This is a genomic window from Paenibacillus sp. EKM206P (genome assembly GCF_011066155.1).
Lineage (GTDB): Bacteria > Bacillota > Bacilli > Paenibacillales > Paenibacillaceae > Paenibacillus > Paenibacillus polymyxa_D.
Genome location: NZ_JAAMNQ010000017.1, coordinates 1 through 25,537, shown reverse-complemented (window position 1 = coordinate 25,537; position 25,537 = coordinate 1). Strand labels below are relative to the sequence as shown.

At 43.1% G+C, this 25,537-nt stretch carries 19 protein-coding genes, 1 pseudogene and 1 riboswitch; of the genes and pseudogenes, 3 read left to right on the top strand and 17 right to left on the bottom strand.

Translation table 11 applies throughout. From position 1 onward, the window contains the following. Positions 1 to 62: 62 nt before the first annotated feature. The 11 genes and pseudogenes from G9G53_RS23580 to G9G53_RS23530 all read right to left on the bottom strand — a co-directional run bounded on the left by G9G53_RS23580 (position 63) and on the right by G9G53_RS23530 (position 16,115). Positions 63 to 956, bottom strand: a complete 894-nt coding sequence (locus tag G9G53_RS23580; RefSeq protein ID WP_039274896.1) for a carbohydrate ABC transporter permease — start codon at positions 954 to 956, stop codon at positions 63 to 65. Between the two features lie 13 nt (positions 957 to 969). Then, positions 970 to 1,884, bottom strand: a complete 915-nt coding sequence (locus tag G9G53_RS23575; RefSeq protein WP_029515318.1) for an ABC transporter permease — start codon at positions 1,882 to 1,884, stop codon at positions 970 to 972. Positions 1,885 to 1,946: 62 nt separating this feature from the next. Continuing rightward, positions 1,947 to 3,683: a sugar ABC transporter substrate-binding protein gene (locus tag G9G53_RS23570; protein ID WP_165150635.1), complete on the bottom strand. Its 1,737-nt coding sequence runs from the start codon at positions 3,681 to 3,683 to the stop codon at positions 1,947 to 1,949. 324 nt (positions 3,684 to 4,007) lie between these two features. Then, positions 4,008 to 5,666, bottom strand: coding sequence for an extracellular solute-binding protein (locus tag G9G53_RS23565; RefSeq protein ID WP_238437862.1), 1,659 nt, complete (start codon positions 5,664 to 5,666; stop codon positions 4,008 to 4,010). A 47-nt stretch (positions 5,667 to 5,713) separates the two neighbouring features. Then, the gene (locus tag G9G53_RS23560) at positions 5,714 to 7,120 is read right to left on the bottom strand and encodes a response regulator transcription factor (protein WP_165150634.1); all 1,407 of its coding nucleotides are present in this window, start codon (positions 7,118 to 7,120) and stop codon (positions 5,714 to 5,716) included. A gap of 2 nt (positions 7,121 to 7,122) precedes the next feature. Next, a complete protein-coding gene (locus tag G9G53_RS23555; RefSeq protein ID WP_029515322.1) occupies positions 7,123 to 8,829 on the bottom strand; it encodes a sensor histidine kinase in 1,707 nt (568 codons plus the stop codon). A 547-nt stretch (positions 8,830 to 9,376) separates the two neighbouring features. Beyond that, the gene (locus G9G53_RS23550; RefSeq protein ID WP_029515324.1) at positions 9,377 to 9,709 is read right to left on the bottom strand and encodes a hypothetical protein; all 333 of its coding nucleotides are present in this window, start codon (positions 9,707 to 9,709) and stop codon (positions 9,377 to 9,379) included. 259 nt (positions 9,710 to 9,968) lie between these two features. Further along, a complete protein-coding gene (locus G9G53_RS23545; protein ID WP_029515325.1) occupies positions 9,969 to 10,676 on the bottom strand; it encodes a response regulator in 708 nt (235 codons plus the stop codon). After that, positions 10,669 to 13,365: a sensor histidine kinase gene (locus G9G53_RS23540; protein WP_165150633.1), complete on the bottom strand. Its 2,697-nt coding sequence runs from the start codon at positions 13,363 to 13,365 to the stop codon at positions 10,669 to 10,671. The genes G9G53_RS23545 and G9G53_RS23540 overlap by 8 nt, the downstream gene beginning before the upstream one ends. A 315-nt stretch (positions 13,366 to 13,680) precedes the next feature. Beyond that, a pseudogene (locus G9G53_RS23535) lies at positions 13,681 to 13,797 on the bottom strand (hypothetical protein); the annotation flags it as partial. Positions 13,798 to 14,018: 221 nt separating this feature from the next. Then, the gene (locus tag G9G53_RS23530) at positions 14,019 to 16,115 is read right to left on the bottom strand and encodes a starch-binding protein (RefSeq protein ID WP_081317572.1); all 2,097 of its coding nucleotides are present in this window, start codon (positions 16,113 to 16,115) and stop codon (positions 14,019 to 14,021) included. Between the two features lie 537 nt (positions 16,116 to 16,652). On the opposite strand from G9G53_RS23530, the gene G9G53_RS23525 reads away from it, so the two are divergent. Beyond that, positions 16,653 to 19,499: an alpha-amylase family glycosyl hydrolase gene (locus G9G53_RS23525; RefSeq protein WP_069011470.1), complete on the top strand. Its 2,847-nt coding sequence runs from the start codon at positions 16,653 to 16,655 to the stop codon at positions 19,497 to 19,499. A gap of 324 nt (positions 19,500 to 19,823) precedes the next feature. On the opposite strand, the gene G9G53_RS26615 is transcribed toward G9G53_RS23525, so the two are convergent. Next, on the bottom strand, positions 19,824 to 20,285 hold the full coding sequence (locus tag G9G53_RS26615; RefSeq protein ID WP_165181879.1) for a hypothetical protein: 462 nt from the start codon (positions 20,283 to 20,285) through the stop codon (positions 19,824 to 19,826). Between the two features lie 15 nt (positions 20,286 to 20,300). On the opposite strand from G9G53_RS26615, the gene G9G53_RS23515 reads away from it, so the two are divergent. Next, positions 20,301 to 21,026, top strand: a complete 726-nt coding sequence (locus G9G53_RS23515) for a helix-turn-helix domain-containing protein (protein WP_165150631.1) — start codon at positions 20,301 to 20,303, stop codon at positions 21,024 to 21,026. A 146-nt stretch (positions 21,027 to 21,172) separates the two neighbouring features. Here G9G53_RS23515 and G9G53_RS23510 read toward each other — a convergent pair whose 3' ends face one another. The 4 genes from G9G53_RS23510 to G9G53_RS23495 form a co-directional block, all read right to left on the bottom strand. Then, positions 21,173 to 21,487: a DMT family transporter gene (locus tag G9G53_RS23510; protein WP_023988641.1), complete on the bottom strand. Its 315-nt coding sequence runs from the start codon at positions 21,485 to 21,487 to the stop codon at positions 21,173 to 21,175. Between the two features lie 3 nt (positions 21,488 to 21,490). After that, complete coding sequence (locus G9G53_RS23505) at positions 21,491 to 21,832, bottom strand: DMT family transporter (protein WP_069011472.1); 342 nt, start codon at positions 21,830 to 21,832, stop codon at positions 21,491 to 21,493. Between the two features lie 95 nt (positions 21,833 to 21,927). Further along, a riboswitch (guanidine-I (ykkC/yxkD leader) is annotated at positions 21,928 to 22,024 on the bottom strand. Between the two features lie 85 nt (positions 22,025 to 22,109). Next, a complete protein-coding gene (locus G9G53_RS23500; protein WP_165150630.1) occupies positions 22,110 to 22,628 on the bottom strand; it encodes a GNAT family N-acetyltransferase in 519 nt (172 codons plus the stop codon). A gap of 26 nt (positions 22,629 to 22,654) precedes the next feature. Beyond that, positions 22,655 to 23,107: a MarR family winged helix-turn-helix transcriptional regulator gene (locus G9G53_RS23495; protein WP_029515334.1), complete on the bottom strand. Its 453-nt coding sequence runs from the start codon at positions 23,105 to 23,107 to the stop codon at positions 22,655 to 22,657. A 114-nt stretch (positions 23,108 to 23,221) separates the two neighbouring features. On the opposite strand from G9G53_RS23495, the gene G9G53_RS23490 reads away from it, so the two are divergent. Continuing rightward, positions 23,222 to 23,860 (top strand): YczE/YyaS/YitT family protein, encoded by a 639-nt coding sequence (locus tag G9G53_RS23490; RefSeq protein ID WP_165150629.1) that lies wholly within the window; start codon positions 23,222 to 23,224, stop codon positions 23,858 to 23,860. Between the two features lie 834 nt (positions 23,861 to 24,694). Here the strand turns inward: G9G53_RS23490 and G9G53_RS23485 are convergent. Continuing rightward, a partial coding sequence (locus G9G53_RS23485; protein ID WP_165150628.1) for a condensation domain-containing protein occupies positions 24,695 to 25,537 on the bottom strand: 843 nt, incomplete at its 5' end.

Below are 25,537 nucleotides of genomic sequence, written 5' to 3'. Positions count from 1 at the left end.
TTCATTACAACCCTTCCAATACACAAATAGTATTTTTATCTTAAGCAAGTCACAGCATATAATTACTCTTTTACCGATCCTACAACAATTCCAGTCACAAAATATTTTTGAAGCAGCGGATAAATCAGCAGCAGCGGGATGACAGCGACTACGATTTTGGCCGCATTTAAATTTTTGTTTGAAATTTCAGTCAAGTTGCTGAGTTGTGCTGAGTTGGTGCCGGATTGAAGAAGTTCCGCAATGTTCACATTAAGGGACTGAATATAAGTCATTAGCGGATAATTGCTAACTTGGGTCATATAGATCAAACCGCTGAAGAAATCATTCCACGTTCCCACGATACTGAATAGTGCTACCGTCGCCAGCGCAGGGATGGACACGGGAACATACACTTTAAACAGGACCTGGAGCGGATTCGCCCCATCGATGAATGCTGCTTCTTCTAGCGCCTTAGGTACAGCAGAGAAGAAGTTCATGACAAGGATGACACTGAATATAGGGACCGCACCCGGCAGAACAAGCGACCAAATTGTATTAAGCATATCGAGGTTTTTGATCAGTAGATAACTCGGGATCATCCCGCCGCTGAACAGCATGGCAAAAATCATGACATTCATATAAATGTTTCTGCCTCTAAATTCCCTTTTCGACTTGGAGAGCGGGTATGCCATTAAAATAATAAGAATCATGTTGAGAATAAGTGTAAGCACAACACGTAGAACAGATATGCCAAAGGAACGCCAGAACTGAGCATCATCAATAATTTTCGTATACGCTGCTGTTGTAAAATTGACCGGTACGAGACCTACAGCATTAGCTGACACGGCCTCGCTGCTGCTGAATGAAATCGCAACGATATTCCATAAAGGAAGAAGGCAGATCAATGCCAGCAATATGACGATGGTATTGATGACAAACCGGCCAATTCGATCTTTTAGGCTTACAGAATACGGCATAGGCTTTGCCTCCTTAGAATATTTTTCGGTCGGTGTATTTCTTGGCCAAATGGTTGGCGGATAATAGCAAAACAATACCGATCACTGACTTAAACAGACCAACAGCCGTACCGAAGCTATACTGTCGCCCAACGAGTCCAATCCGATATACATAAGTATCCAGAATATCCCCCGATTCATAGACAACCGGATTATACAGATTATAAATTTGATCGAAGCCGGCACTCAAAATATTGGTCAGACTCATCACTCCCATGAGCAGGATAATAGGCAGCATACCTGGCAATGTAATATGCCATACTTTTCTCCACCAGCTGGCTCCATCCATTCCTGCCGCTTCATACAGACCCGGATCAATCGAAGTAATTGCAGCCAAATAGACGATGGAACTGTAACCGAACTCCTTCCACACGTCTGTCCCAATAATCAGCGGCTGGAACCAGGTGTTGCTGCCGAGAAAATTAATATTCTCCAGACCGAAAAAAGCCAAAATTTGATTCACTATTCCATCCAAACTGAACATGTTAACAACCACGGATGCTAGAACTACCCAGGATAAAAAGTGTGGCAAATAAACAATTGTCTGTACAGATTTTTTAACGAATTTGATGCGGATCTCATTTAACAAGATGGAAAAAATGATAGCCATCATTGTTCCCAATAGAATCTTGGCAATGGCAATCACCAACGTATTACTAAAAACCTGTGCGATGTCCGGCAGCTTAAACATATAAATAAAATGCTTCAGCCCTACAAATTTGGAGCCAAACATCCCCTTGGCTGGTATATAATCCTGAAACGCCGTAATGACACCGACCATCGGAACATAGCTGAATACCAGTAAAAATAAAATCCCCGGAAGCATCATCAAATGATACATGGCACCCGTGCCCAACCGACCTTTTGCTCTATCATTTCCCTGTTTCATGGATGGACCCCTTTCCTGAAGAAAGGCTGCTTATCGCAGCCCTTCTAGCAGTTCATGATTGTTTATTTTTCGGATGCAGCTTCGTCTTCAATTTCCTGAATTACCTGGTCACCACCTTGTTTCTTCCAATTGCTAACGAAAGTATCGAAGTAATCCAGAGATTCTGCACCAGTCACGATTTTGATGAAAGATTCCTGCTCCATCTTGGTCAGATTAGCCCATGTCTGTTTCATGCTTGGTGTAGTGCCAGAGAAGGCGGGTGTCATCCAAACGAATTTGTTTTCCCGTGTCAGTTTGTCGATGAGTCCCACTCCGTTGATACGCGAGTGATATTTCGCCCAGGATGTTACGTTATCCGTATCCATATCGCTCAAGTAGGTTTGAATACTTTTAATATTGTTCTTTGATTCTGTTGTCCGGACCTGATCCAAACTAATCTCCCCTTTAATTCCGCGAACAATGTCAGAGTAATCATCCAGCAGCGAGGTAGCCGAGTTGACTTCAATATTAAAAGGTCTGGTAGAACCGTCTACGCCGTTCTCTTGATACTTGGCGGCTTCTGGCATAGATGTTTCCACATTTTTATCATTTGCCAATTTATCGTAGAAAAGGTTTACTATTTTAACGGCGAGTTCCGGGTGTTCATATCCTTTTCTCACAACGATAAACTGATTAGCTGGATTGGCGTGTGCCACGTTTACCTTTCCGTCTGCATCCTCCAAAGTGTAAGCCGTGAATTTCGCATTCTTATCCATCTGCTTCACGCTGCTCAGACCCCAGTCAGGAATATGCCATGGTCCAAAAGCAATACCACTTTGGCCGTTGGTGTACAGTGCCGTAATATCATCAAATGTGCGTGTTCCAAATTGCGGGTCGATGAGGCCTCTCTTGAACCAATCTGCCATGACGCCTAACATCTGCTTGGTTTCCTTTGTTGTCGAGCCATAAATAATGCTGCCGTCCTTCCCCTTCATCCAGTATTGAGGGAATGCACCCTTGGTGGAGGCAACTCCCAGCATGGTATAGGCAGAAGCATTATAGTCACTTGTATTCAGGGTGTTCACAAAGGGAATACCTACCGGTTTCCCGGATTGGCCAGGATCTCTTTTCAGGAATTCCTCAGCCGTTTTCTCCACATCATCCAGCTTGATGGCCCCGTCTCCGTCTGCGTCAAGTTGGATTCCCAGTAGATCCAGCCAATCCTGACGAACCCAGACCATGGTTGGCGCGGAATCTAGGGAAGTAGCCGGAAGTCCCATTAAACGTCCATCTATCGTTGCACTGTCTAATGCACGGCCCTCATAAGAGTCGTAAATGTTCTTGATGTTATCTGTGGCATATTGTTTGTAAATTTCCGTCATATCTTCAATCAGATCATTATCAACCAGTTCTTTGAGTTCATCCTTGGAATCAACACGCATCATGTCAGGCAGTTCCCCAGAGGCGATGGCGAGAGAAACCTGACGGCTGTAATCTTCTCCGTTGGCTTCAAATTGGTCTTTAATCTTAGCGTTAAACGTTTCTTTAACTAGCCGAGTATACGCGTTGTTCTCATACGTATCTCCAGCCGGCAGTTTCGGGTTGGCTGTAGTTACACGACCCATCGTTACGGTTATTTCGTCTTTATAGGCACTGAATGGGTCTCCCGGTGTTGCCTCATACTTGCCCGCTTCCTCCGCAGTGGGAGGGTTGGAAGAGCCCCCACAGGCTGCAAGGGTTGAAATCACCAGGGCAGACATCGACAGCGCAGCCAGACGTCTCGTCAACAATTTGCTTTTTATGAACCATTTAGTTCTCATCACATTCGATTCCCCTTCGTTCTGAATATTTCTCTATCATTGTTGTTTGCGCTTTCATTATAAAGCTCGGAGAAGACAAATCGAGATAGGGATTGAACGTCTGTTTGGATAGAGAAATGTATGCGGTTTCATTCGGGATCAAAAAGCCAAAGTTGGCTTGTAAGCATTTATCCTACCTACCGACATACATTTGTCTATCCTTACTTACTAATCAAAGTGAAGAACAAAAAAAACCGGCAGCTCCTGAAATAGGAATCGTCGGCTTGATTAATGGAATTATAAAAGTGTCTTATAGAATTTATCGTATCACATTCATGATGGTCTTCAGCGATGGTTATGGAGTGCAGTCACCTCCACAGTCACTTGATCGCCCCCTTGTTCCTTCCATTCCTCGACAAATTGATCAAATGAATCGGTCGGTTCAGCGCCTAAAATAATTTTTAAAAATGTATCATGTTCCAGTTTTGATAGTTCACCCCAAGTCTTCTCCATCGTTGGAGTTCGTATATAGGTAAGGCTTCGAACTTTATGGATGTTTGGATCGAAAAAATTTCTTCCGCCTACTAGAAGCGAATAACCCCGCATAAAGCTGTTGCTGTGTTCATTCCAATAGGAAATACCATATTGATCATAAGGCTTCAATTTGGTTTGTTTTATTGTCGAAACCAAATTTTCCAGCAATTTGTATTCAGACTTGTCCTTGAAATCGGCGGGTGTTTTGGTTCCCATCAGAATATCCTGCGCAGCCTTTGATTCAAATCGTGCTTCATCTGCCGGAGCTAAGAAATTGCGGCCCAGCATAAAACGCGTACCGTACTTGAACTCATCACGAAGGTACAGATTGTTAATTTTTATGATCGCTTCGGGATGAGCATATCCTTTTCGTACCACCAAGAATGAACTTGACGGATTATCCACCTTTACATGGTATGCACCGTTTGCATCCAGTGGGAGTGCGTATGCTTGCCAGTTCGCCTCCGGCTCGTTCTGCCAAGCGCTCGGAAGGGGCCAGTACCCAGCATAGAAACCTTGAAAGAACATCCCCGCCTGACCGTTAATAACTGTTTCTTCCGCTTCTTTGCGGAGACCCAGTTCTGGATCGAGAAGGCCTTTGGCGTACATTTCACGCAGTTTGACCAAGGCGTCCTTCGTTTCCGGTAGAACCGAACCGTATACAGGTTTTCCATCTTTGCTCAGCCAATATCCCGGAAAAGATCCATATGCTGCGAAGATTGGCGTTAGATCAAAAGAAAAAGCACTGTTGTTGAAATCGTTATACAGTCCAGTGCTTGAAGCAAGGCCAATCGTATCCCGCTTACTGTTTCCATCTGGGTCATTCTCCACAAAGGCCTTGGCGATAGCTTCCAGATCATCTACCGTTTTCGGCGGTTTCAGTCCAAGACGGTCCAGCCAATCCTGTCGAATCCAGAGCATGCTGAAGTCTTCCGCTGTCACAGAAGGAACAGCCATTATCTTGCCAGCGAAGGTCACTTGTTCCATAGCCAATCCGTTTGTGCTATCAATAATTTTTTTTATTTCCGGTGATGCGCTGCTATTGTATGCCTCGGTTAGATCTTCAATTTCACCAGCCTTGATCATCTCGTTCAGCTGCAGCTGATTTACAATCATGGCATCCGGCAGATCATTGCTGGCGATAGCCAGGTCGATTTTCTGACTCAGATTTTCCTTCGATACCTGCCATAATACCTGGACATCAATGTTAAGGTTTTGTTTAATCACCGTTTTCCATATATTCTTCTCAAGTGTTTCTCCTCCAGAGAGATCCGCGCCTGTTGGGTCTACCGCATATCCCAGTCGGATGGAAACGGGATGTTCATATTTCCCAAATGGATCGGCAGCGGCAGTGTCCGAGATTGTTTTCGTTGGTCCCATTGGCGATTCCCGGAAGTATGGTTTGCTGAAATATACGGTCACTGCAATTAAGCTGACGACAAGAACACATGCAGCCATCTTCTTAATCATCGCTTTCCCCTCTTTCGCCCGGTTTATTGGTCATCTGGGAGAGTACGCTATTTATCCCCTCTGCCGAGGTGTCGATATTCGCTTGGTAGCAGACCTGTCAATTCGCGAAAAATTCGGCTGAAATATTTTTCATCCGTATAACCCACTCGCTCCGCAATCCAGAAAATCGTGTTGTTTGTATTCAATAAATACTCTTTAGACTTCTCTATTCGTATAAATCGGGAGTACTCATTAAAGGTTTTCCCCATCAGATCCTTGAAGCATTGACTGAAATAGCTTCGGCTGATGTTCAGTTGCTGGGACAGACCTGAAGCTGTAAAAGCTTGGTCCAAATCATTGTGCATGATCATAATCGCTTTTTTCACGGCGTCTACAATTTCCTGTGAATACGAAGTCTGTTCATCTGACTTACGAATGCCCTCAGAGGTCTGCTTGATCCACTCTTCTACCTCGTACCAGGATTGAAAAGAATGGATCATTGAGATTCTACCCAGCGTAGTCTGGGCAAAAAGGTGATTCCATTCCATAACTATAGAGTATAGCAATCCCATCAGCTGGCCTTTATGCAGTCTTAGTGATTTGAGCTGTTCAATCAGTTGGTTGTAGTAACTATCGTTGTGGGTCCATGGTGATAGGAACCAACTTTGCTTAATACGATCCATGTCTTCATCCTTCGGTTCTATTGGAAAAGAGTCCTCCACATCCATCGAAACGGCAATGACAGGATCATAAGGGTTGTATGCATAGAATAAGGACGTTTCTGTATAATTCATAATCCAGTTTTGGATTTGCGACCATGTTCGGTCTTGTACATCGGATATAACCAGCAAGGCGCCTTGGGGAACTTGATCCAGGGATTCCTTCAGTTTATGGAACAGCTGATCCTCTACGTCCATGGGTGCCGTCCACATCCAACAGTTCCGTTCAACCTCCCATCGGATCTCGTCTACATTGGATGTCAGTTCAATCGGCCAGCTCTGTCCTGACTTGCGATCCAGTGAAACAAGTGCATACACATGGCGATAATGGACATTGGTCTCACTTAGCAGAGGCAGCTTTCGTCTTGTATTCGCCAGCTCGTCAATCCGAGCATGTATTCGATGCAGCACGTGTTCGAATTGCTCCTTCTCGAGCTGAACTTTGGCTATATAGTCGATGGCTCCAAGTCTGAGCGCTTCCTGGATATAATCGAAATCTTGATGCAGTGTTAATACGACAATATGTAGTTCTGGATAGAGCTGCCTTGCAGCTCGCATCAGTTCAATACCTGACATCACCGGCATCGCGAGATCCGTCAACATCAGATCGACCGGTTGGGCTTTCAGAAAATCCAGTGCTTTCAACCCGTTACTTGCTTCTCCTACAACCTCCATATTGAACTCGTTCCACGGCATCGCAGAGCTTATTCCTTTTCGTACTAATTTATCGTCATCCACTATCAATACCTTAATCATCCTCAGACATCTTCTCCTTTGATAGGAAGTATGAGCAGTATACTTGTCCCTGTACCCAATTCACTTTCGATCACCAGTTGTGCTTGATCTCCGTACTGTGCCCTCAACATGCGGTGGACATAATTGAGTCCAATGCCCATCCCTACTTTTTTATGTTCAGTTATACGATTATTCAGAAGTCTTTGAATCGCTTCCTCGGTCATGCCTGCTCCATTATCCTGTATTAAAATATTCAGCGTTTTGGCAAGTGTAACTTCAATTTGAATAAAACCTTCGTCACTCAGTCCATGATAAAGTGAATTTTCAACCAACGGTTGCAAAATAAAACGAGGCACAGGTATTTGAAGCACTTGATCATCCGCTGAAATACGTACGTCAAATTCAAAGTCATATCGAATTTGCTGCAAGATTAGGTACTGTCTTAGCGCATCAATTTCCTCTTCCATCGTGGATACTTGCCCTAATTTACCCAAATTGTAATACAACAGCTTGTTTAAGGATTGCACCAACTTGTCAATCTCCCCTTGTCCGTTCATGACGGCCAGCCAGTGCACAGTATCCAGCGTATTCATCAGAAAGTGAGGATTGATCTGATATAACAATTTTTCCACTTCCAAATCTGCACGAATCTTCTCTTTCTGCTGCACTTCCTTGAACAGGTCGCCGATTTGATGCTGCATATTTGAGAATTCCCCCAACAGAAAATCAAACTCGGGAATTTGAGTGCGGGTCTGGCTGCCTGCCTTTTGTGGATTCTGAGACATTCCGTTAATTTCCGAATGGAACAGACCGAGTGGTTTGTAAACCATCTTCCACAGAAGCCAAGCCAGAAATACGGTAAAGCCGAGAAAAAATAAAGCGACCAGTAATATTTGAAGCAACCACTGGTTTTTCTCCTGTTGATACTTAGCCTGCGAAATTACCGATATGACGCTCCAATTCTGACTGGAGTCCTCCTTAAACCAATGGTAATCACGGGATATTCCATCTTTTGCAGTACCTTTCGATATGCTGGAAAAATTCTCTCCGACCTTCATCGCTTCTGGAATTTCACTGTAAACAATGTTGCCCTCACCATTCAGGATTAAATGCGATAAAGCTCCTTTGTATTGATTGTAACCCAGTATATCCTGTGTAAGACGAAAGCCGGATTCGATGTAAATATATACATCGTCCCTTTGAGGCAGCTGTACCTTTCGCATAGCAGATAAAACAAGCTGATCATCAAATCGGTTCATACTCATATGGGGACCATAGTACGCAATGCCATATGATTTGGAAAGCACAGGCAAAGACTCGGGAGAAAAACGATCTTTGATGGGAAAGTTAGCGAACTGTGTAGTGCCTTCTTTCTGGAAATAGTATAAGGTCAGACCTATATTCGGATTAGTAAACGTTACGACATTTAACTCATTCTTTAATTCATCTCTAGCCTCAATCAATTCAAATATATTGGAGGAAGGCTTCAAGACTTCATCCAGTTTTTTGCCTAATGTACCACTATAGGATAATTGCTGAGTAACATGATTCAGGTTGGTAATTGAATTTTCCAGTGATGAAGTTACCTGCTGTAGATTGCTCCTAATTCCATCATTGATTTTATTCGCAAAAATGGAATCAATGGTATAGTAAGAAATTGCAAATATACTGATAAAGGGAATAAATGCGCTGAGAAAAAACAATAAAAAGATTCTTTTTTTAAGTGTCATTCCGACCCATTCTCCTTAGGTAAATGAAAGAGCAAGCCCCTGGTTATGAGCTTGCTGTTTATGAATAACAGCTCTATCAATTATCGTCTTCCTCATAGGCAGCGACCTATTTGAAAATTGGCGACATCTTAATCCGATTCAGATTGAAAAAATCAGGATACCTCCATCTCGGGGAGGTCCAATTCTGTTCATAATTATAGATTGATATTCAAATATGTCAAACGCTTTCATGGAATTCATAGAACTTATTCTCTCTTCCTCTTTGCATACATCGACTTGCCGTTTTTAATTGCTTATTGTAGTTGAATTTTCTGCATGTAAAAAAGACTCACTCCGTCTTCAACAAGTGGAATAAGCCTTCTAAGCTTTCAATAACATTTTCTACTCCTAATTCTTACAAATGTTGTTGTTGATCAGGATTGGATGCCAAAGCAACAAATAATTTCTCTCCTTCACTCAGCACTTGTAGAAATTGTTCTCTGGCCAAGTTGGGAGCAAACACCAGTAACGCGGCCTAACGATTCATATTTTTCCTTCTTACTAACGTTTAGCTGTAAACCTCTTGTTCCAGCACCCGATTTACAGCCTTGATAAAGGCAAGATAACCACCATCTGTATCGTGCCGATGAGGAAGAGCCAAAAGCATTGTCTCTTCAACCTGGTTATCGTCTAACTCATAGCTGTTTGTCAGGATTTCTCTGATCTCATCGACGGGTGTACCGAGAGCAAACTTCTGAGCTGCTTTATAGATATCATAGTTCTCATAGATATCCTTCCGTGTCACCTTCTGCAAATCGATAAAATCATATATTTTTTTAACGAAATACAGCACCGCCAGCACAATTGAGATCAGACCCGCAATTGTTAAAATTTCATTCATTCCCCATACCTCTTTCCCTTTCCACTCAGTTGACAGCTTAGCCGATGAAACAGACGAACATGGGAGTGCCCATCTCACATGCCAAACCTCCTTATCCTCTCTACTTCCGAATTCAGCGTAACATTTTCACCATTAGTTTAGGATTAGGGTTTTCATATAGGTATAAAGATCACCTTAAGATTTAGATGACAGATGAAAAATAAAGAGACCATGCTCCAAAAGAGCATGATCTCTAATTACATCATTATAATATGATTACCTAGCCATCATCTCCAACCTGAAGCATACGATAACCAACTCCGATATGTGTTTGAATAAACTTAGTTTGTGATGATGTTTTTTCTATTTTTTTTCTCAGCGTTGCCATAAACACACGCAGGGCAGGAATGTCATAGCTGTGGCTGCCCCAGATTTCATGCAGAATAAAATTATGGGTCAGTACTTTGCCTACATGTTTTGCCAGCAGGCAAAGCAGTTTATATTCGCTTGGGGTCAGGTGAATTTCTTCTTCACCAATCCATACGCATCCTGCTGCATAATCAATTCTCAAATTTCCATTAATAAAGCTGGAAGCATCCTTCAGGAGCTTATCACTGTCATTTCGAATTCTTCGTAAACTGACTCGAAGTCTGGCCAGCAGTTCTTCTACACTGAAGGGCTTTGTTAGATAATCGTCCGCTCCAGCATCCAGCGCATCTATTTTATCCCGATCTTCGCTGCGTGCGCTGACCACGATAATAGGCATATTCGACCATGCACGAAGCTTTTTTATGATATCTACACCGTCCATATCCGGCAGCCCCAAATCCAGAATCATTAGGTCCGGCTGCTTGGATACTGCTTCTAAAATCGATGCTTCCCCTGTTTCAGCCGTATGGTATTTATAACCCTGTGTCTCCAGGGTTGTCGTAATCAGCTTGCGGATGGGTTTATCGTCCTCCACAACAAGGATAAAAGGTTTATTCATGAACATTCACTTCCTCAGCTTGCAGGGTAAAATAAAAAATCGTCCCTTTAGGGACATTGTCCTTAACACCAATAGTACCTCCATGAGCATTCACAATTGATTTGCACAGAGAAAGCCCCAGCCCTAATCCACGGCGTCCGTCCCCATGAATGTTGTCTGCCGTATAAAACATCTCAAACAGTCTGACCTTGACTTCTTCTGAAGAAATACCGGGGCCATCATCTGAGATTTCTACAACGACTATATGTCTTTCGTGTCTTGCGGAAATCGTGATGTGAGAGCCATCTTGGGTATACTTGATTGCATTATCAATCATATTGATCAATACCTGAACAATAAGTCGGGAGTCCATTCGAGCCATCATCAATTCATCATCCAATTCCGTCTGAATGACATGCTTCACACTGTTGCGATTCACATGAAGCAGAGCCTCCGAAATGACTTCCTCCATTAATTCTGCCTGAAAATTAAGATTTAGAGTACCACCTTCGATTCGACTAATGGACAGCAAATTTTCTACTAAATTGATCAGCCACATGGAATCGTCATATATATCCGTATATAGACCTTTTTTTTGTTCCTCGTTTAGTACCTCTGAGTTTCCAAGAAGAATCCCCGCATTGCCTGAGATGCTGGTAAGAGGAGTGCGTAAATCATGAGAAATGGACCGAAGCAGACTGGCACGGAGTTGCTCCTGCTGGATTTGCATGGAGATCTCTTGTTGTCTTTGGTTCAGTTTTTCTTTCTCCAGCGCCAGCGCGCATTCTCCCAGCATGGCAAGCATTAGGCTATTTTCAAAAACTTCTAAAGGTTCTTCCTCATCCATTACAATAGCTGCCACCGCAAGAACCTGATCTCCTCCACGCACCGCATGATATAGACACTTAGCGCCAAAAAAAGTATCCGTCGTAGCTCCTGCACGCTTGTTGTTTTTATACACCCACTCTGCAACTGCACGTTCGTTGCCTCCTGTGTAGACCCCTGGATCAACTGCAGATTCTTTCTTTGGAAAAAACTGCGGCGCCGACAGTTCCCCTTGGTCAACTGAATAGAAAATGACCATTCTGTCCAACAACTTCACCATTTGATGCGCCATTTCATTAATAATAGCCGGAGAGTCTTTGGCCTGTTGCAATTTCCGGCTTGTTTCCAGAAGCACCTCGGTACGGTAAGCTTTTTGCGCGGACTGCCGAGCCTGCTCTCTAACTCGCATAGTTAGTGTACTCGTCATGAAAGAAGCAGCCAGCATGACCAGAAAGGTGACCGGATAGCCTGAATCATAAGCCTGTAAAGAATAATAAGGCTCGGTAAAGAAATAATTAAACACAAGTACACTCATAACCGAAGAAATGGCGCTATACATTCTGCCCTTGGTCACAATTGCATTTAACAAAACCCCTAGAATGTACACGGTGATAATGTTAGCTTCTCGGAATTCCAAATACTTAAACCACAAGCCAATAATTGTGCACACAGTCAAGATAACAATGGTCTTGATAGTATCTGCCAACGACAGCATTGGGTATTTTTCGTAAAAAGGCAATCTTTTATATAAGGAGGACTGAGTATAGGGGATAATATAGATTTCAATATTAGGAAGCAAGGCCGTTAGTTTATCCATTACATTGGATTTTGCAAGCCCTCTTCTCTTGTAAGGGGAGCGTCCTAGGACAATTTTCGATACGTGGCTTGTTTTGACATATTCGGAAATCTGTCCTGGAATATCGTCTCCATACATCGTTGCGATTTGTGCACCCATTTGCTCAGCCAGCCTAAGGTTTTCCCTTAACTCCGCTTTATTTTTTGATGTCAATTCTCTCGCTTCTGGTGTTTCCACAAACAACGCGGTGAAATGACCATGAAAAGCTGCCGCCATTCTTGCTGCTGTTCGGATCACTTTCTTATTGGAAGCAGCCGAAGACAGGCAGACCAGAATATGTTCTTTCGTATCAGATTCATTTGTTATCGCCTGCTCACTGATTTGCTCCGCAATTCGGTTTAACTGACTTGCTGTATTACGCAAAGCAATTTCACGTAGAGCCGTCAGCTTCTCCTTGGTAAATAAATGAGCCTGTGTATTCTCCCCCTCAGGATAAATCTTTCCCCTATTCAAACGTCCTATTAAATCATCCGGTTCAATATCGACTAATTCCACCTGATCAGCACTGTCAAATACACTGTCCGGTATGCGTTCGTCAACGGAAATGCCAGTAATGGAGTAAACAATATCCGTTAGGCTTTCGAGCTGTTGAACATTCATCGTCGTATATACATGAATTCCTGCGCGAAGAAGCTCCTCGACATCTTGATATCTTTTTTTATGTCGGCATCCTGCCGCGTTGGTATGGGCCAAATCGTCCAATAATATAAGGTCAGGGCTTCTCTGGAGCGCTTGGTCCAGATCAAATTCCTTAGTTGAGGATTCTTTATTTGAAATTTTGATGTAAGGAAGAAGTTCAAGTCCTTCCAACAGCGCCGCAGTGTATGGCCGGGCATAATGTTCAATATATCCAACTACGATATCTATACCCTCTTTTTGCTCTTCGTGGGCGTCGCTAAGCATCGCACAGGTCTTCCCAACACCTGGTGCATATCCAACATAAACCTTCAATCTTCCTCTTCTTTTCCTTACCGGCAAGTCAGTAATTTGATCAAATATGGACTCGGCATCGTTCTGTTTTGCTGCCATCCTGTGCCCACCCTCTATTATATATCTCTCAATCCTTAGTATATCATGGGCAAAATCAGTACCGTATTACGAATTTGCCTACAGCATTAAGATTGTATTAAGATCCGTTCTTATGTAATAACATCCTTAAAGAAGCCTCAAAATCCTGATTCTATACTAGCTTTCTCAGTGGAAGGATAGCAGCAAAATAATATAAAAAACTTTCTAAAGCTGGCTAAGTGCGAACTTAAATAAGTTTCAGTTTTTTTGAAAAGCCTATACAACAAAAAAAGCCGCCAAAATAGCGACTTTTAATAGGACTATGTTCTTGTCCCTCGACAAATGCTGATCTAAACCGCCAAGCTCAATATTGCATTGCAAAACGACCGAGCCGCAACCTTGCATTAGCGGGTAAAAGAATTCATGCAATGAGATAGGTTTCCCAAAAGCCATTCATACAAGCCGCTCCCCTGGACCTCCCGACCCAGCTGTATTTTCTTTCTTGGAAGTCAACATCTTCTCGCTTGGGCTTTGTGCTTTGGCGAAAGTATAGCTATTGTTCGTTTTCCCTATAGCGTTGCTAGCTGTCACTTCCAGCGTATAGCGGGCACCGGGCAGATCACCCGTGCCTATCGTTAGTTTGTGGTCGGTAGTAAAAAACCGCCGTTCAGTCTCTAAGTACCACTGTCGACATCGGTGTAATTGAGCGTGATCTCCTGACTATCCCCTTGGAATGTTCCTTCCGGTTTATCGATCGTAACCGTCGGTTTTGTCCCATCGGGATTTTGCGGAGTAATCCGTCCTTCCTTGATCCATCTCTCGCCACTTACGGCATATCCAGGCATTTGCGATCCGGGTATCTGATTTCCATTTGAGTTGAATATGACCTTCGCCTGCGTCCAGTCCGGGGCTCTATACACATACCAGCCGTTGCCTTCATTCTGCATGGCCACGCCCGGCCAAGCTGAGCCTTCCCTGAGCGGAGTCACGGAATCATCGTAGTAGTAGATGTTCGGTACTCCCCAGCCGGAAGGCTTGTAGAAATGAACGGTCATGCCCGAGCTCGGTTCCTCCTTCGTATATCTGAACATCTTCTCTGTTTGACCAGACAAATTCGCGGCGACTATTTTCAGAACAAACGTCGATCCGATTGGAGTTCCAGCGCCAATGCTGACCATATCTCCCGAACTGAACGGAGTCACCGGCCCCCCGTTCAAAGTGTACGTTGCCGAGTCTGCATTGGAATAGTTCATTCTCACGTTAACAGAATCTGTGAAAAAGGCTCCTTCCCCAGGATCGACGGATACTGACGGAGTTTGTTGCGCTGCGCTATACAGTACGGCGATCCTGCCTCCGTCCAGATGGCCGGTAATTCTGCCGTTCGACACCGTAAACGATCCACCGCCATTGGCCTTGTTCTGGTAAACGCCGTCCTCCAGTCTGGTAGGGGAGTTGATTTGAGCATTGCCTCCAAGATTCACAATCGTCATGCCTTTGGTACCGCGTTCAACCTGCATAATTTGATTCCCTTGCGTCCTAATGTATTCGTCTTGACCTACCATGGCATTGTGGAACTTGTTAATGGCAACGACGTCCGGGTCCTTCCAGAGCGTATTCCCCGCATCGCCGAGCCGATTCGCAAATTTCCCACCTCCTGTCGGTCTGTTGAAGAACAGAGAGGTCGTCTCCGCCCGGGAGGCGATGATTGCCCAGCCCATTTTGATTTGCCAATCGTTCAACCCCGTCGATTCGCTGTTGTCGTTGGCATAAGTGTCATGCGATTCGACCCAGGTAACTAATTTGGAGGGGCTTACATTATTAGCGTTAAAAGATTTGGCCGCATCAACATTGATGCCACCGTGATAACCAACGGCGCTTCTGACACTGTCCCCATAGCTGGAGGCGGCCAAGCTGAGGTAATTGGCATAGCCGGCAAAGTTGTCAGCTCCACCTTGAAGCACTTCTCCGTAATTAAACAGTCTATCTTTATTGTTTAACGAACCCAGTACCCGGGGCCAGAAGTTGGAGCCCCCCGGATCGTTGGGCAACTCAATATGCTTGGCGGCGTCGAATCTGAAGCCGTCGGCGCCCAAGGAAATGGCGTCATTCAGGAAGCCGATAATGATATCTTGCAATTCCTGGTTAGACGTGTTGAGGTCGGGCAGACCAATTCCCCACTGTGTGACTTGCCAACGGTCATTCCAGTTTTCCACACCTCTGGCCTCATGCCAGAAATAGCTGTTATTCTTGATTGCCGAATCAACATTATGCGCCGGCTGATACTGCTGATTTCCACCGCCCGCATTCCCCGTATGATTGGCGACAACATCAACAATGATACTTATGCCGTATTTATCCGCTTCCTGGCAAAGCTGTCTGAAATCATCCCTGCTTCCCAATTGAGAGTTGCCGATTTTAAAGTTGATGGGCTGGTACAAAATCCACCACTTGCTGCCTTCTGTCAACCCTTCCTTGCTGGCTTGGATTGGCGAAGTTTGCACCGCTTTAAATCCCGCCTGAGCCAGTTCCGGAAGGTTCCTGGTGATGTTGTCAAAAGACCAGTTCCACGCATGAAAAATAAGACCATCCTTCGTTCTTTCCGGGAGTTCGTAGTTTGCGACAGCCGATAGCTTCGCATCCGAACCTCCTAACTGCCGAACATCGGCATTCGCCTGTGCTTCGGGAGTAAAGCCATTCGTTTGCAACAACAATACGACAAAGAGAACGATACTCCAGGTACGCCTCAAGATGGGGCTTGTCTTCCTCCTCATACTAAACTCTCCTTTTAAATTTTATTTTACAACCAACCTCTCTTGAGAGATTAGGAGTAAATAAAAGAGGGCAAAACAACATGTATACGCTTCCAAAAAGGGCAATCGTTTGCACATAATTGAGCTCAACGACATGATTTCATTTATTTGACAATTTGTCAATGCTTATATTAAAGATAAATTTCCAACGGCCTTTTTTCCCCCTCATTATTATTCACTGTGCCTTCAAGACTTTTTGGACGTTGACTTCAATTACGAACTGGTTTTCTTAGATTTGAATAATGTCCCTGCAATTGCATTGACTAGTAAAAGTATGGTTGATATAATCATAAAAGGAAAAATCATTGGCATAGTGCCCTGTGGATGTTTTTTTCATATTTTCTTTTGTAAGCGCGTACAATGATTTATTTCCCTACATACCATGGAGGAGGCGATCAATGAATCTATTTTATCCAAATAAATGCCTTTCTTTTTTTTACTTTTAATGCAACCGGTTGCAAAATCCATTCCACTAAATATTATCAGGAGGTTGTTAACTTGCTAAGAAAAAAAACTGGGAGTTTTATTTCTTGGTTGATTATTTTATCGCTTTGCTTCAACTTCTTCGGCTTACCCGGCGTAGCTTCGAGTAACAACGATTATACAGCCACCTACACGAATTCCACAGCGACTGCTCTTCCATCGACAACCGCTTCGATCACGTCTACCGTTACCGCAACGTATACACCTACCACAACAACTAAATCAACTCAAACTGGGTTAACGGTTCACTTTAAGAAACCTTCAAGCTGGAATTCAGCGATTCGAATCCATTACTGGAACCTGAATCCGGCAAGCGTTCCGATAAGCGGGGCGTGGCCGGGAATCCTGATGAAGTCGGATGGAAATGACTGGTACAGCTACACCATTGCCGATGCCACAGGCTCAAGCCTCATTTTCAATGACAGTAGCGGCAAACAAACGGCCGACTTGTCCCGCAGTGTGAAAGAGGGCTGGTATTACACAGATAACACATGGTATGATGTCAGCCCGGAAATGCCTAAAATTCCGGCGATTTCCGCCTCTCCTGTACCCAAAACATATGATTCGTCCCAAACGGTGACGCTTTCCAGCACCAACAGTGATGATAAGATTTACTATACGATAGATGGTTCGACACCTACGACATCCTCGACCTTGTATACCTCTCCAATCCAAGTTGCTTCCTCTTTGACCATTAAGGCCTTCGGTATCAACTCAATCGGTCAAACTGGAAATGCATCCTCTTTTGATTATGTAATTGACCTGAATGCAGATCTGCAAGCTCCGACAATCACAGCGAATTTGCCTGCCGGGCATTCTGATTCCTCGGTGACTGTATCCTTTAACCTGAAAGATAACAAGGCGGCAACGACCAAGGCATACTATACGGAGGATGGTACAGAACCAACCACAAGCTCAAAAGTCTATATTCTCGGCAACGCGCTGACCGGATTGACTGGACCGTCTATTCTTATCTCCAAGACTACGACATTAAAATTTCTCGTTATAGACGGCGCTGGTAATCAAACCAAGCAGAGCTTTGTTTATAATATTGGAAATAAGAAGGATTTTCGGGAAGACACCATCTATTTCGTGATTACTTCTCGGTTCTATGACGGTGATCCGAGCAACAACGTGCACGCATGGGATGATGGAAAGGCGCGCAATCCAGATTCGGACCCGGCTTGGAGAGGAGACTTTAAGGGGCTGATTCAAAAGCTCGATTATATCAAAGCCCTCGGATTCAGCGCCATCTGGATTACACCTGTTGTGCAAAATGCCAGCGGTTATGATTACCATGGTTACCATGCTTTAAATTTTGCCAAAGTAGACCCACGGTATGAATCGGCGGGAGCTTCTTATCAGGATTTGATCAATGCAGCCCATGCCAAAGGGCTGAAGGTTATTCAGGACATCGTCGTCAATCATACGGGTAATTTCGGTGAAGAGAATCTGTACCCCATGTTCAAGAAAGATCCGGCTAAACCGGATACTGCTAACAACTTGGTGAAAACTACGGATAAGCTGCCACCAAACTATGATACTATGACACCCGATCAGCAGTATCAGGCAAGGCTCGCCTTAATGAAGAACGAGGGAACGAACAATAACATTTACCATACAGAGAAAAGTCTTTCCTGGGAATCCTATACGGTTCAGACTGGTCAGATAGCGGGAGATTGCGTGGATTTGAACACGGAAAACCCTGCAGTTAACAAATATTTAATTGATACCTACAATCACTATATTGACATGGGTGTTGACGCTTTCCGTGTCGATACGGTGAAGCATGTGAGCCGGTATATTTTCAATAAATACTATATTCCTGCCTGGAAAACAAGAGGCGGCTCGGATTTCTATATTTTTGGAGAAGTAGCCACACGTTACAGAGATGTTTGGAACAGTGGAATTCCGGCGATCTCGACGCCATTCTATACTTGGAAAAGCTCGAAATCGTATCCAGGCGATGGAAAGAATGACTACGCCTCCAATAAAGCGTCAGTTGAACAAGAGTGGACGGACAACTCTACTACAGCAGGACAGCCAACCTCGAACAATGCTCTCTTAAACGGAAATACCTATCATACGCCTGACTATTCGATGAAATCGGGCATGGATGTGATTGATTTTCCAATGCATTGGGCATTCAAGACCGCGCATGAAGCATTCAATATGAGAAGTGGCGACCAATACTATAATGATGCTACGTGGAATGTAACCTATGTCGACTCGCATGACTATGCTCCTGACCAGGCTCCGGAAAATCAAAGATTCGCGGGCACACAGGACACTTGGGCTGAGAATCTCGATCTGATGTTCACCTTCCGCGGAATACCCGCTATCTTCTACGGCTCCGAAATCGAGTTTCAAAAAGGGGCAACTATTGATACAGGTCCAAACGCACCGCTAAGCAAAACGGGACGAGCATATTTCGGCGATCACGTGGAAGGCAATGTTACGGTACAAGATTACGGCAAATACACAAATGCTACTGGCACGCTTGCGGAATCGCTCAACCATCCTCTGGCGAAACATATCAGACAGCTTAATTTAATCAGAAGAGCTGTTCCCGCCTTGCAAAAAGGCCAGTATTCCACAGAGAATGTGTCGGGCAATCTGGCGTTTAAGAGAAGATATACCGACAGTGCCAAAGGCATTGACAGCTTTGCATTGGTCACGATTTCAGGAAACGCCACGTTTACCGGAATTCCGAACGGAACCTATGTGGATGCGGTGACCGGTGATTCCAAAACCGTTACTGATGGCAAGATTACCCTGACATGCTCCGGCAAAGGAAATGCAAGGGTATATGTATTGAATGGTAGAGGTGGAATTGGAGAAACGGGAACCTATCTGAAGTAAACGGTAGTATGTCTTAGATAACTGAAGCAACCTCAGTTCGGTATTGCACTGTGCTAAGGTTGCTTCCAATTAAAAAGTATATCTAAGAGAGAGAGTCAGGATATTGCTCTGAACTAAATTTTTAACGGATGGGAGTGAACCAAGATGCCCCAACGACAGCTTCTATGTGCGTAAATTCTTCCGTATATTTAATGACCAACAACCATCAAGTATTAGCGGTTATCCCGCCCCTAGAACTGATAAAGCGTGAGCACGTACCCTGCTCTCTTGTCCATTCCGTTGTTGTTTATCCCCCCTGCATTGCTCCCCGAAGGATAGAGGCTATCAGACGCTTAATGTATGAAAAAAATGATTTAGATGGTCGGCAAACAATTTAGGATTTTCCATAGCGGCGAAATGACCGCCTTTATTCGCTTTCTCCCAGTACGTAATATTATAGACGCGTTCTACCCAGCTTCGGGGAGGCGTGGGCAGCTCCTTGGGAAATAAGGAAACCCCTGTTGGAACAGTAACGCGCTGACCTTCGGTGAAATGCAGTGGCATTTGAGTACCTTCAGTATATATTCGTATGGAAGAAGCAAGCGAATTGGTAAACCAGTAAATCGATATGTTGGTGAGGATATGATCAAGTGAAAAAGACCTCTTCATATCTCCGTCACAGTCACTCCAACCTCGAAATTTTTCTACGATCCAGCTGGCAAGACCGGTCGGGGAATCACTTAATGCAAAAGCCAGGGTTTCCGGCTTCGTTCTATGAAGGGCGCTATAAGCACCTTCTCGCTCCAACCACTCATTGAGAGCATGAAGAAATCCATTCTGTACGAACTCACCCGTATGGCTCTTATTCCTTATTATTCACGCGATCCCGAGACCAACGACTGTTGGATAACAGCTTTGGTGTACGGGAAAGTTCAGTTAGTTGCACAGCATATGATCCAATTGCTACCGGATAGCCGCTGGATCGTATATCAGGGACGCATTGTATTTCTCATTTCCCTCGTTGATTCATCCTGTAAAATCATTGCTGAAGACAAACGATTTCTAGAATTTCTCCAAGTAAACGGTCTAACTGCTTCGCTGAGTAACTGCTTTAGTCATTTAACTTTTTTGCGAAAATATTATAAGCAATGCCTAACCGCCGTCGAGATTGATTTCCAACTTAATTCAAACAAGCCAGTGTATATGTATGAGGACTATCTCTGCGAGCATATTGGAAAGATCATATCGGAACAGAACGATCTCGCTGACTTCTGCCATCCAGTTATCCAAAAGTTAATTGCTTATGACAATGGCCACAAAACAAGTTTACTGCCCACCCTTGAAGCCTATCTTCAATATGTGGACACTCCAAATCTTGCTGCTAAAACACTTTTTATTCATAGAAATACTTTGTTCTATCGAATCAACAGGATACGTGAGCTTTTCGAGGTTGATCTAAGCGATGGTGATATTCGCCTGAAGCTTCAAATGACTCTTCATTTTCTAAAACTGAAAACACAACGCGGCGATCCTGAAGATCAGAGATAGAAGGCTAAGAGTATGCAAAAAAACATGCAGACAAAATTTCTTATCGATACTTTGTCTGCACGCTGGTCTTTTCTAGCTACCATAAGCATTCAGATAGTTCGCTGCTGTTCTAAGATGAGCAGCAGTTTTTCTAATTCCATCATTATTCAGCTTACCAGCTTTAGGCCAACTGCTGAACCGAGTACCATCGCGATGAACAGAATCCTCGCGGTATTACGCGGTTCACTGTAGAAGATCATGCCCAATATGGCTCCGCCAGAAGCTCCAATACCGGTCCAGACAGCGTAGGCCGTTCCCATTGGTAGTGTTTCCATGGCCAGGGATAGAAACAAAAAGCTCAATCCAAAGCCTGCAAGCAAGTAAAAAGCAGACAGGAAATTCCGGTCTTTATGGAGCTTATTAATCATGAGAACTCCCATCATCTCAAATACGCCTGCCAAAATAAGAAATACCCAGTTCATACGTCAGTGCACCTCTTTTCCTTGTTTCTTCTCTTTGCTCTGTATTTTGAGTCCTACAACTCCGAGCAGAAGCACCCCGATTAGCAACAATTTAGATCCCTTTACCTCAGCACCAAACAACAAAATTTCTGCTAATACAGTGCCGGCCGTTCCCAATCCGACAAATACTGCATACACCGTACCTACCGGAAGCGTACGGGAAGTCATAATCATGAGTATGAAACTTACTAAAATGGCAACTAAAGTGCCCCCCCACTCTAACCAGCCGCTGGCATGTTTCAGGCCGATGACCCATCCAACTTCGAATAATGCCGCAACTACAACAGATAACCATGTCTTGTTCATTCTGTGCTTCCTCCTTTTAGATAATGCTGCAAATGTAGTATGAATTTATAGCAGCAATAAAAAAAAGCCTGAGAGAATACTGCATACAGCAGTTTTTCTCCCAGGCTTTTATCCCTCCGTGGCACAGTACGACGACTGTGAGTTTTCTCTCGGACCAGCCGATATTATCGCGGAACCCTAGAAAACATTTTTGAATTCAATTTTATAGTTAACATTATACATATTAGTGAATAAAACACAATATAAAATCAATAAAAATTCGTATATCTCCCTAAACTTATATCATTGTTTTGGTCATTATGAAATCAATTTGTTCTTCATCACCCATATAAAAAGAGTGTGCGCCAGTTTGAACAAACCCCATTTTCTTATAAAAAGCAATGGCGTTTTCATTTTTTTCCCATACACCGAGCCAGATTTTCTTTTTATTATGTTCCATTGCAATTTCCATAGCTTTATTTAGCAGATATTTACCAAGCCCATGTTTTTGAGATCTGTTTTTTATATAAACCCTCTCAATTTCGAGCGACTCATTACCCATTTTTTCGGATTGGGCATTGTTCATATTTACCTTTAAATATCCAGCAAGTTCTTCATTGAAATAGATGAAAAAGAATTCTGAAGAGACGTTGGACAATTCCTTCTCCAACTGTTTAAAGTTAAATGCTCTTTCCAGATAGGCCTTCATATTTTCAGGTGAATTCAGATCCTTAAAAGTATCGTTGAATGTTTCAATACTTATTTCTTGGAGTATTTGTAGATCTTCACGGCTGCACTTTATTATTTTTACAGTCACTTTAAATTATCGCTCCTTCATGTAAATCAATAATTTCTCTTGTTCCCTTTTTTTACAAATTCCCATTCATCACCTATATTTTTTCTTACTCTTTGAAGAAGATTAAAAATGGTGTTTACTTCACTTTCCGAAAATCCCGCTAATGCAACATTATCCGAATAATCATGTTCTCTTTTTATAAAAGGATAGACTTTATTCCCTTTTTCTGTTGGAAAGAGTTTATTAATTTTTTTGTTATGCTGATCCTCTTCCTTTTCAATAAATCCGTTGATAACAAGTTTTTTTATAGCACGAGATGCGGTTGTTCGATCTACTTTTATCATCTCAGCTAACTTTTCTTGAATGATTCCTGGGTTTTCACATATTCGTACAAGGTATAAATATTGTCCTTTTGTAAGGTCATATTCTTTGAATTCAATATTGCTTATAGAATCTAATGCTCTTGCGATCATTCCAATTTCACGAAGTACTTCCTTCATAATGGACTCCTTTACCCCTATTTTGTTGCAAATGCAATAAAAATGATATATATTGAATTTACCTTATTTTTATTGCATTTGCAACATAAAATTATATTAAAGAGGTCGAGTAAATTGAAATATATTTTTTTCGTATTAGGAATTTTTATATTATCCCTTGGAATTTCGTTCACTATACAATCAGACCTTGGGGCTTCACCTTTTGATGCACTTTTAGTAGGACTGTCTATAAATGTGGGGCTTACTGTGGGAAGTTGGGAAATCATAATAGCTATAATATTGATAGGTTGTAATTCGCTTTTAAAAAGACAAACACCAGAAGTTTTGGGGTTGTTAACAGCATTTATAACGGGTATTGGTATTGATATGTGGCTTTTTTTATTACACAATTTGATAACACCTGAACTATGGTACAGCAAAGTTGTTTGTTTTGGAATTGGTTTAGTTGTTGTAGGATTAGGAACTGCAACATATTTACAGACAAATTTTGCACCCATTCCAGTTGACCGATTAACATTAATCATACAAGAATTTACTAGAACAAATCTATTTTTTTCGAGAACATTCATCTACCTTATATTCTTGATCATAGCAGTCCTTTTAAACGGACCCATTGGCATTGGAACCTTGTTAACCGTTTGTTTAGGGGGGCTAATACTCAATTACTTTATGCCATTTACTAAAAAAATACTTGACCGCATATTAACACACTCTGCTACATCACCAAATCATGAGAAAGATAAAAGAGACTGAAGCTTGATGCTCATATCTCTTTGTTTCGATCTTAAGTTTGTCTTGGTCGAGCTTCAGTCATAGCATTTTTTTCGGGACTAACGCCTGCGCTTGTTATCCTGCTAGCTCCTTTGCTTTGGGAAGAGACGCCGTTTTAGTGCAGCTAGTCGGATTCTGTAATTATCCTCTCTCTTATCGTTGTTAGATACAAGCGAGATCTGCAAGTAGGACAGTATCAAGACTGGCAATGGGGCATACTGGCCATCTTGTTTTATAGCCTTTGTAATTAAGATTAGACAAGTTCCTTCTTCAACAGATGTAACTTTTAATGAGCAAAACAAAAAAATCAAAAAAATGAAGGGACACTTTTAGAACGTGTCTCAATTCTATCTAAAAGAAAAAATGAGTCGTCAAGAGATATTCGGCTTAATTCTTGCATTGATTGGAATTATCGTAATTAAAATGATGGTTTAATCAAATTGGTCTTTAAACTGCATATGAATCAAACCAGCAATTTCTAACAAAAGAAGACCCGCGTTATTGAAACGCGGGTCTTCTTTTGTTAGAGTTCATTGAGCTTACTCAAAGTGGTACCTTTTATATAATCTAAACAATTCGGAATATAAAATGGAGCTAATCCATCTTATACTCTTCCCCTAATATATAATGTGCATAATCAACCTAAACTCGACGAATTGTTTATAATACTTAAATTTTCAAAGGGAATTGTATTTTTTTTAATGTTAGTACATGAGCGTTGTGTCGGAAAAAGAATACTTTGCAGGCAAGGGCAGTCGGACAAGCCGCCACCCTCTGCACACGCAAAGTGAAATCATTGCATTTTAGAAAACGGATTTAGAAAACAAAGTCGATGGAATCCGGTGAGAAGCCTTCCGGCTGCTCGTCCGAGTTCACCTGAATATCGCTTAACAGCAAATCTGGATCGATTCCAATCTGGGACAGGATCGCTATCAAATCTCTGGTTAATCTCTCAATAGCGTCAGCCCCAAATAGCTTCGTGCAATATTCAAAGGAACCCTTCATCTCCCCATCTTCATCACTCATAGACAAAGTCAAATCGAATTTGGAAATACGATGCTCCCGAACATACGGGCTGAAGGACAGTGTTTCAAGCTTCGCTTCCGGCGACTCTGTGTTTTCCAGTACAAACATGGTGTCGAATAACGGGTTACGGCTTGCATCCCGTGTTACATCCAGCTTTTCCACCAACTCTTCCAGTGGATAATCCTGATGCTCGAAGGCTTGCAGCGTACGATCTCTGGCTTCCTGCAAGTAGCTGTGGAACGTTTGGTTGCCCTTCGGCTGATGCCGAATGGCTAGCGTATTGACGAACATTCCGATCAGTGGCTCCAGCTCAGGCAACAAGCGGCCTGCTACCGGCGTACCGATGATCAAATCGTCCTGACCGCTGTATTTGGACAGCAGAACGGTGTAGGCGCTCAACAGTACCATGTACAGTGTACTTCCGGTCTGTGCCGCAATTCGGTGCAGTTGCTCGGATACATTCGCGTCCACTGTAAATTCATACATCGCACCCTCGAAGCTGCGAACAGCAGGTCTAGGATAAGCAATTGGCAAATCCAGTACCGGCAATTCTCCGGCTAAATGCTCCAGCCAGAAGTGTTCCCGGCGTTGGTATGATTCACGCTGCATCTCCTGCTGCTGCCACACGGCGTA

What these genes read in the sequence shown, in the direction of transcription:
- G9G53_RS23540 (WP_165150633.1), bottom strand. Translation starts at nt 13,365, where the DNA reads ATGGCAGCAAAACAGAACGATGCCGAGTCCATATTTGATCAAATTACT.
- G9G53_RS23510 (WP_023988641.1), bottom strand. Translation starts at nt 21,487, where the DNA reads ATGAACTGGGTATTTCTTATTTTGGCAGGCGTATTTGAGATGATGGGA.
- G9G53_RS23545 (WP_029515325.1), bottom strand. Translation starts at nt 10,676, where the DNA reads ATGAATAAACCTTTTATCCTTGTTGTGGAGGACGATAAACCCATCCGC.
- G9G53_RS23575 (WP_029515318.1), bottom strand. Translation starts at nt 1,884, where the DNA reads ATGAAACAGGGAAATGATAGAGCAAAAGGTCGGTTGGGCACGGGTGCC.
- G9G53_RS23555 (WP_029515322.1), bottom strand. Translation starts at nt 8,829, where the DNA reads ATGACACTTAAAAAAAGAATCTTTTTATTGTTTTTTCTCAGCGCATTT.
- G9G53_RS23580 (WP_039274896.1), bottom strand. Translation starts at nt 956, where the DNA reads ATGCCGTATTCTGTAAGCCTAAAAGATCGAATTGGCCGGTTTGTCATC.
- G9G53_RS23570 (WP_165150635.1), bottom strand. Translation starts at nt 3,683, where the DNA reads ATGAGAACTAAATGGTTCATAAAAAGCAAATTGTTGACGAGACGTCTG.
- G9G53_RS23565 (WP_238437862.1), bottom strand. Translation starts at nt 5,666, where the DNA reads ATGATTAAGAAGATGGCTGCATGTGTTCTTGTCGTCAGCTTAATTGCA.
- G9G53_RS23530 (WP_081317572.1), bottom strand. Translation starts at nt 16,115, where the DNA reads ATGAGGAGGAAGACAAGCCCCATCTTGAGGCGTACCTGGAGTATCGTT.
- G9G53_RS23560 (WP_165150634.1), bottom strand. Translation starts at nt 7,120, where the DNA reads ATGATTAAGGTATTGATAGTGGATGACGATAAATTAGTACGAAAAGGA.
- G9G53_RS23505 (WP_069011472.1), bottom strand. Translation starts at nt 21,832, where the DNA reads ATGAACAAGACATGGTTATCTGTTGTAGTTGCGGCATTATTCGAAGTT.
- G9G53_RS23495 (WP_029515334.1), bottom strand. Translation starts at nt 23,107, where the DNA reads ATGAAGGAAGTACTTCGTGAAATTGGAATGATCGCAAGAGCATTAGAT.
- G9G53_RS23515 (WP_165150631.1), top strand. Translation starts at nt 20,301, where the DNA reads ATGAAGAAATCCATTCTGTACGAACTCACCCGTATGGCTCTTATTCCT.
- G9G53_RS23550 (WP_029515324.1), bottom strand. Translation starts at nt 9,709, where the DNA reads ATGAATGAAATTTTAACAATTGCGGGTCTGATCTCAATTGTGCTGGCG.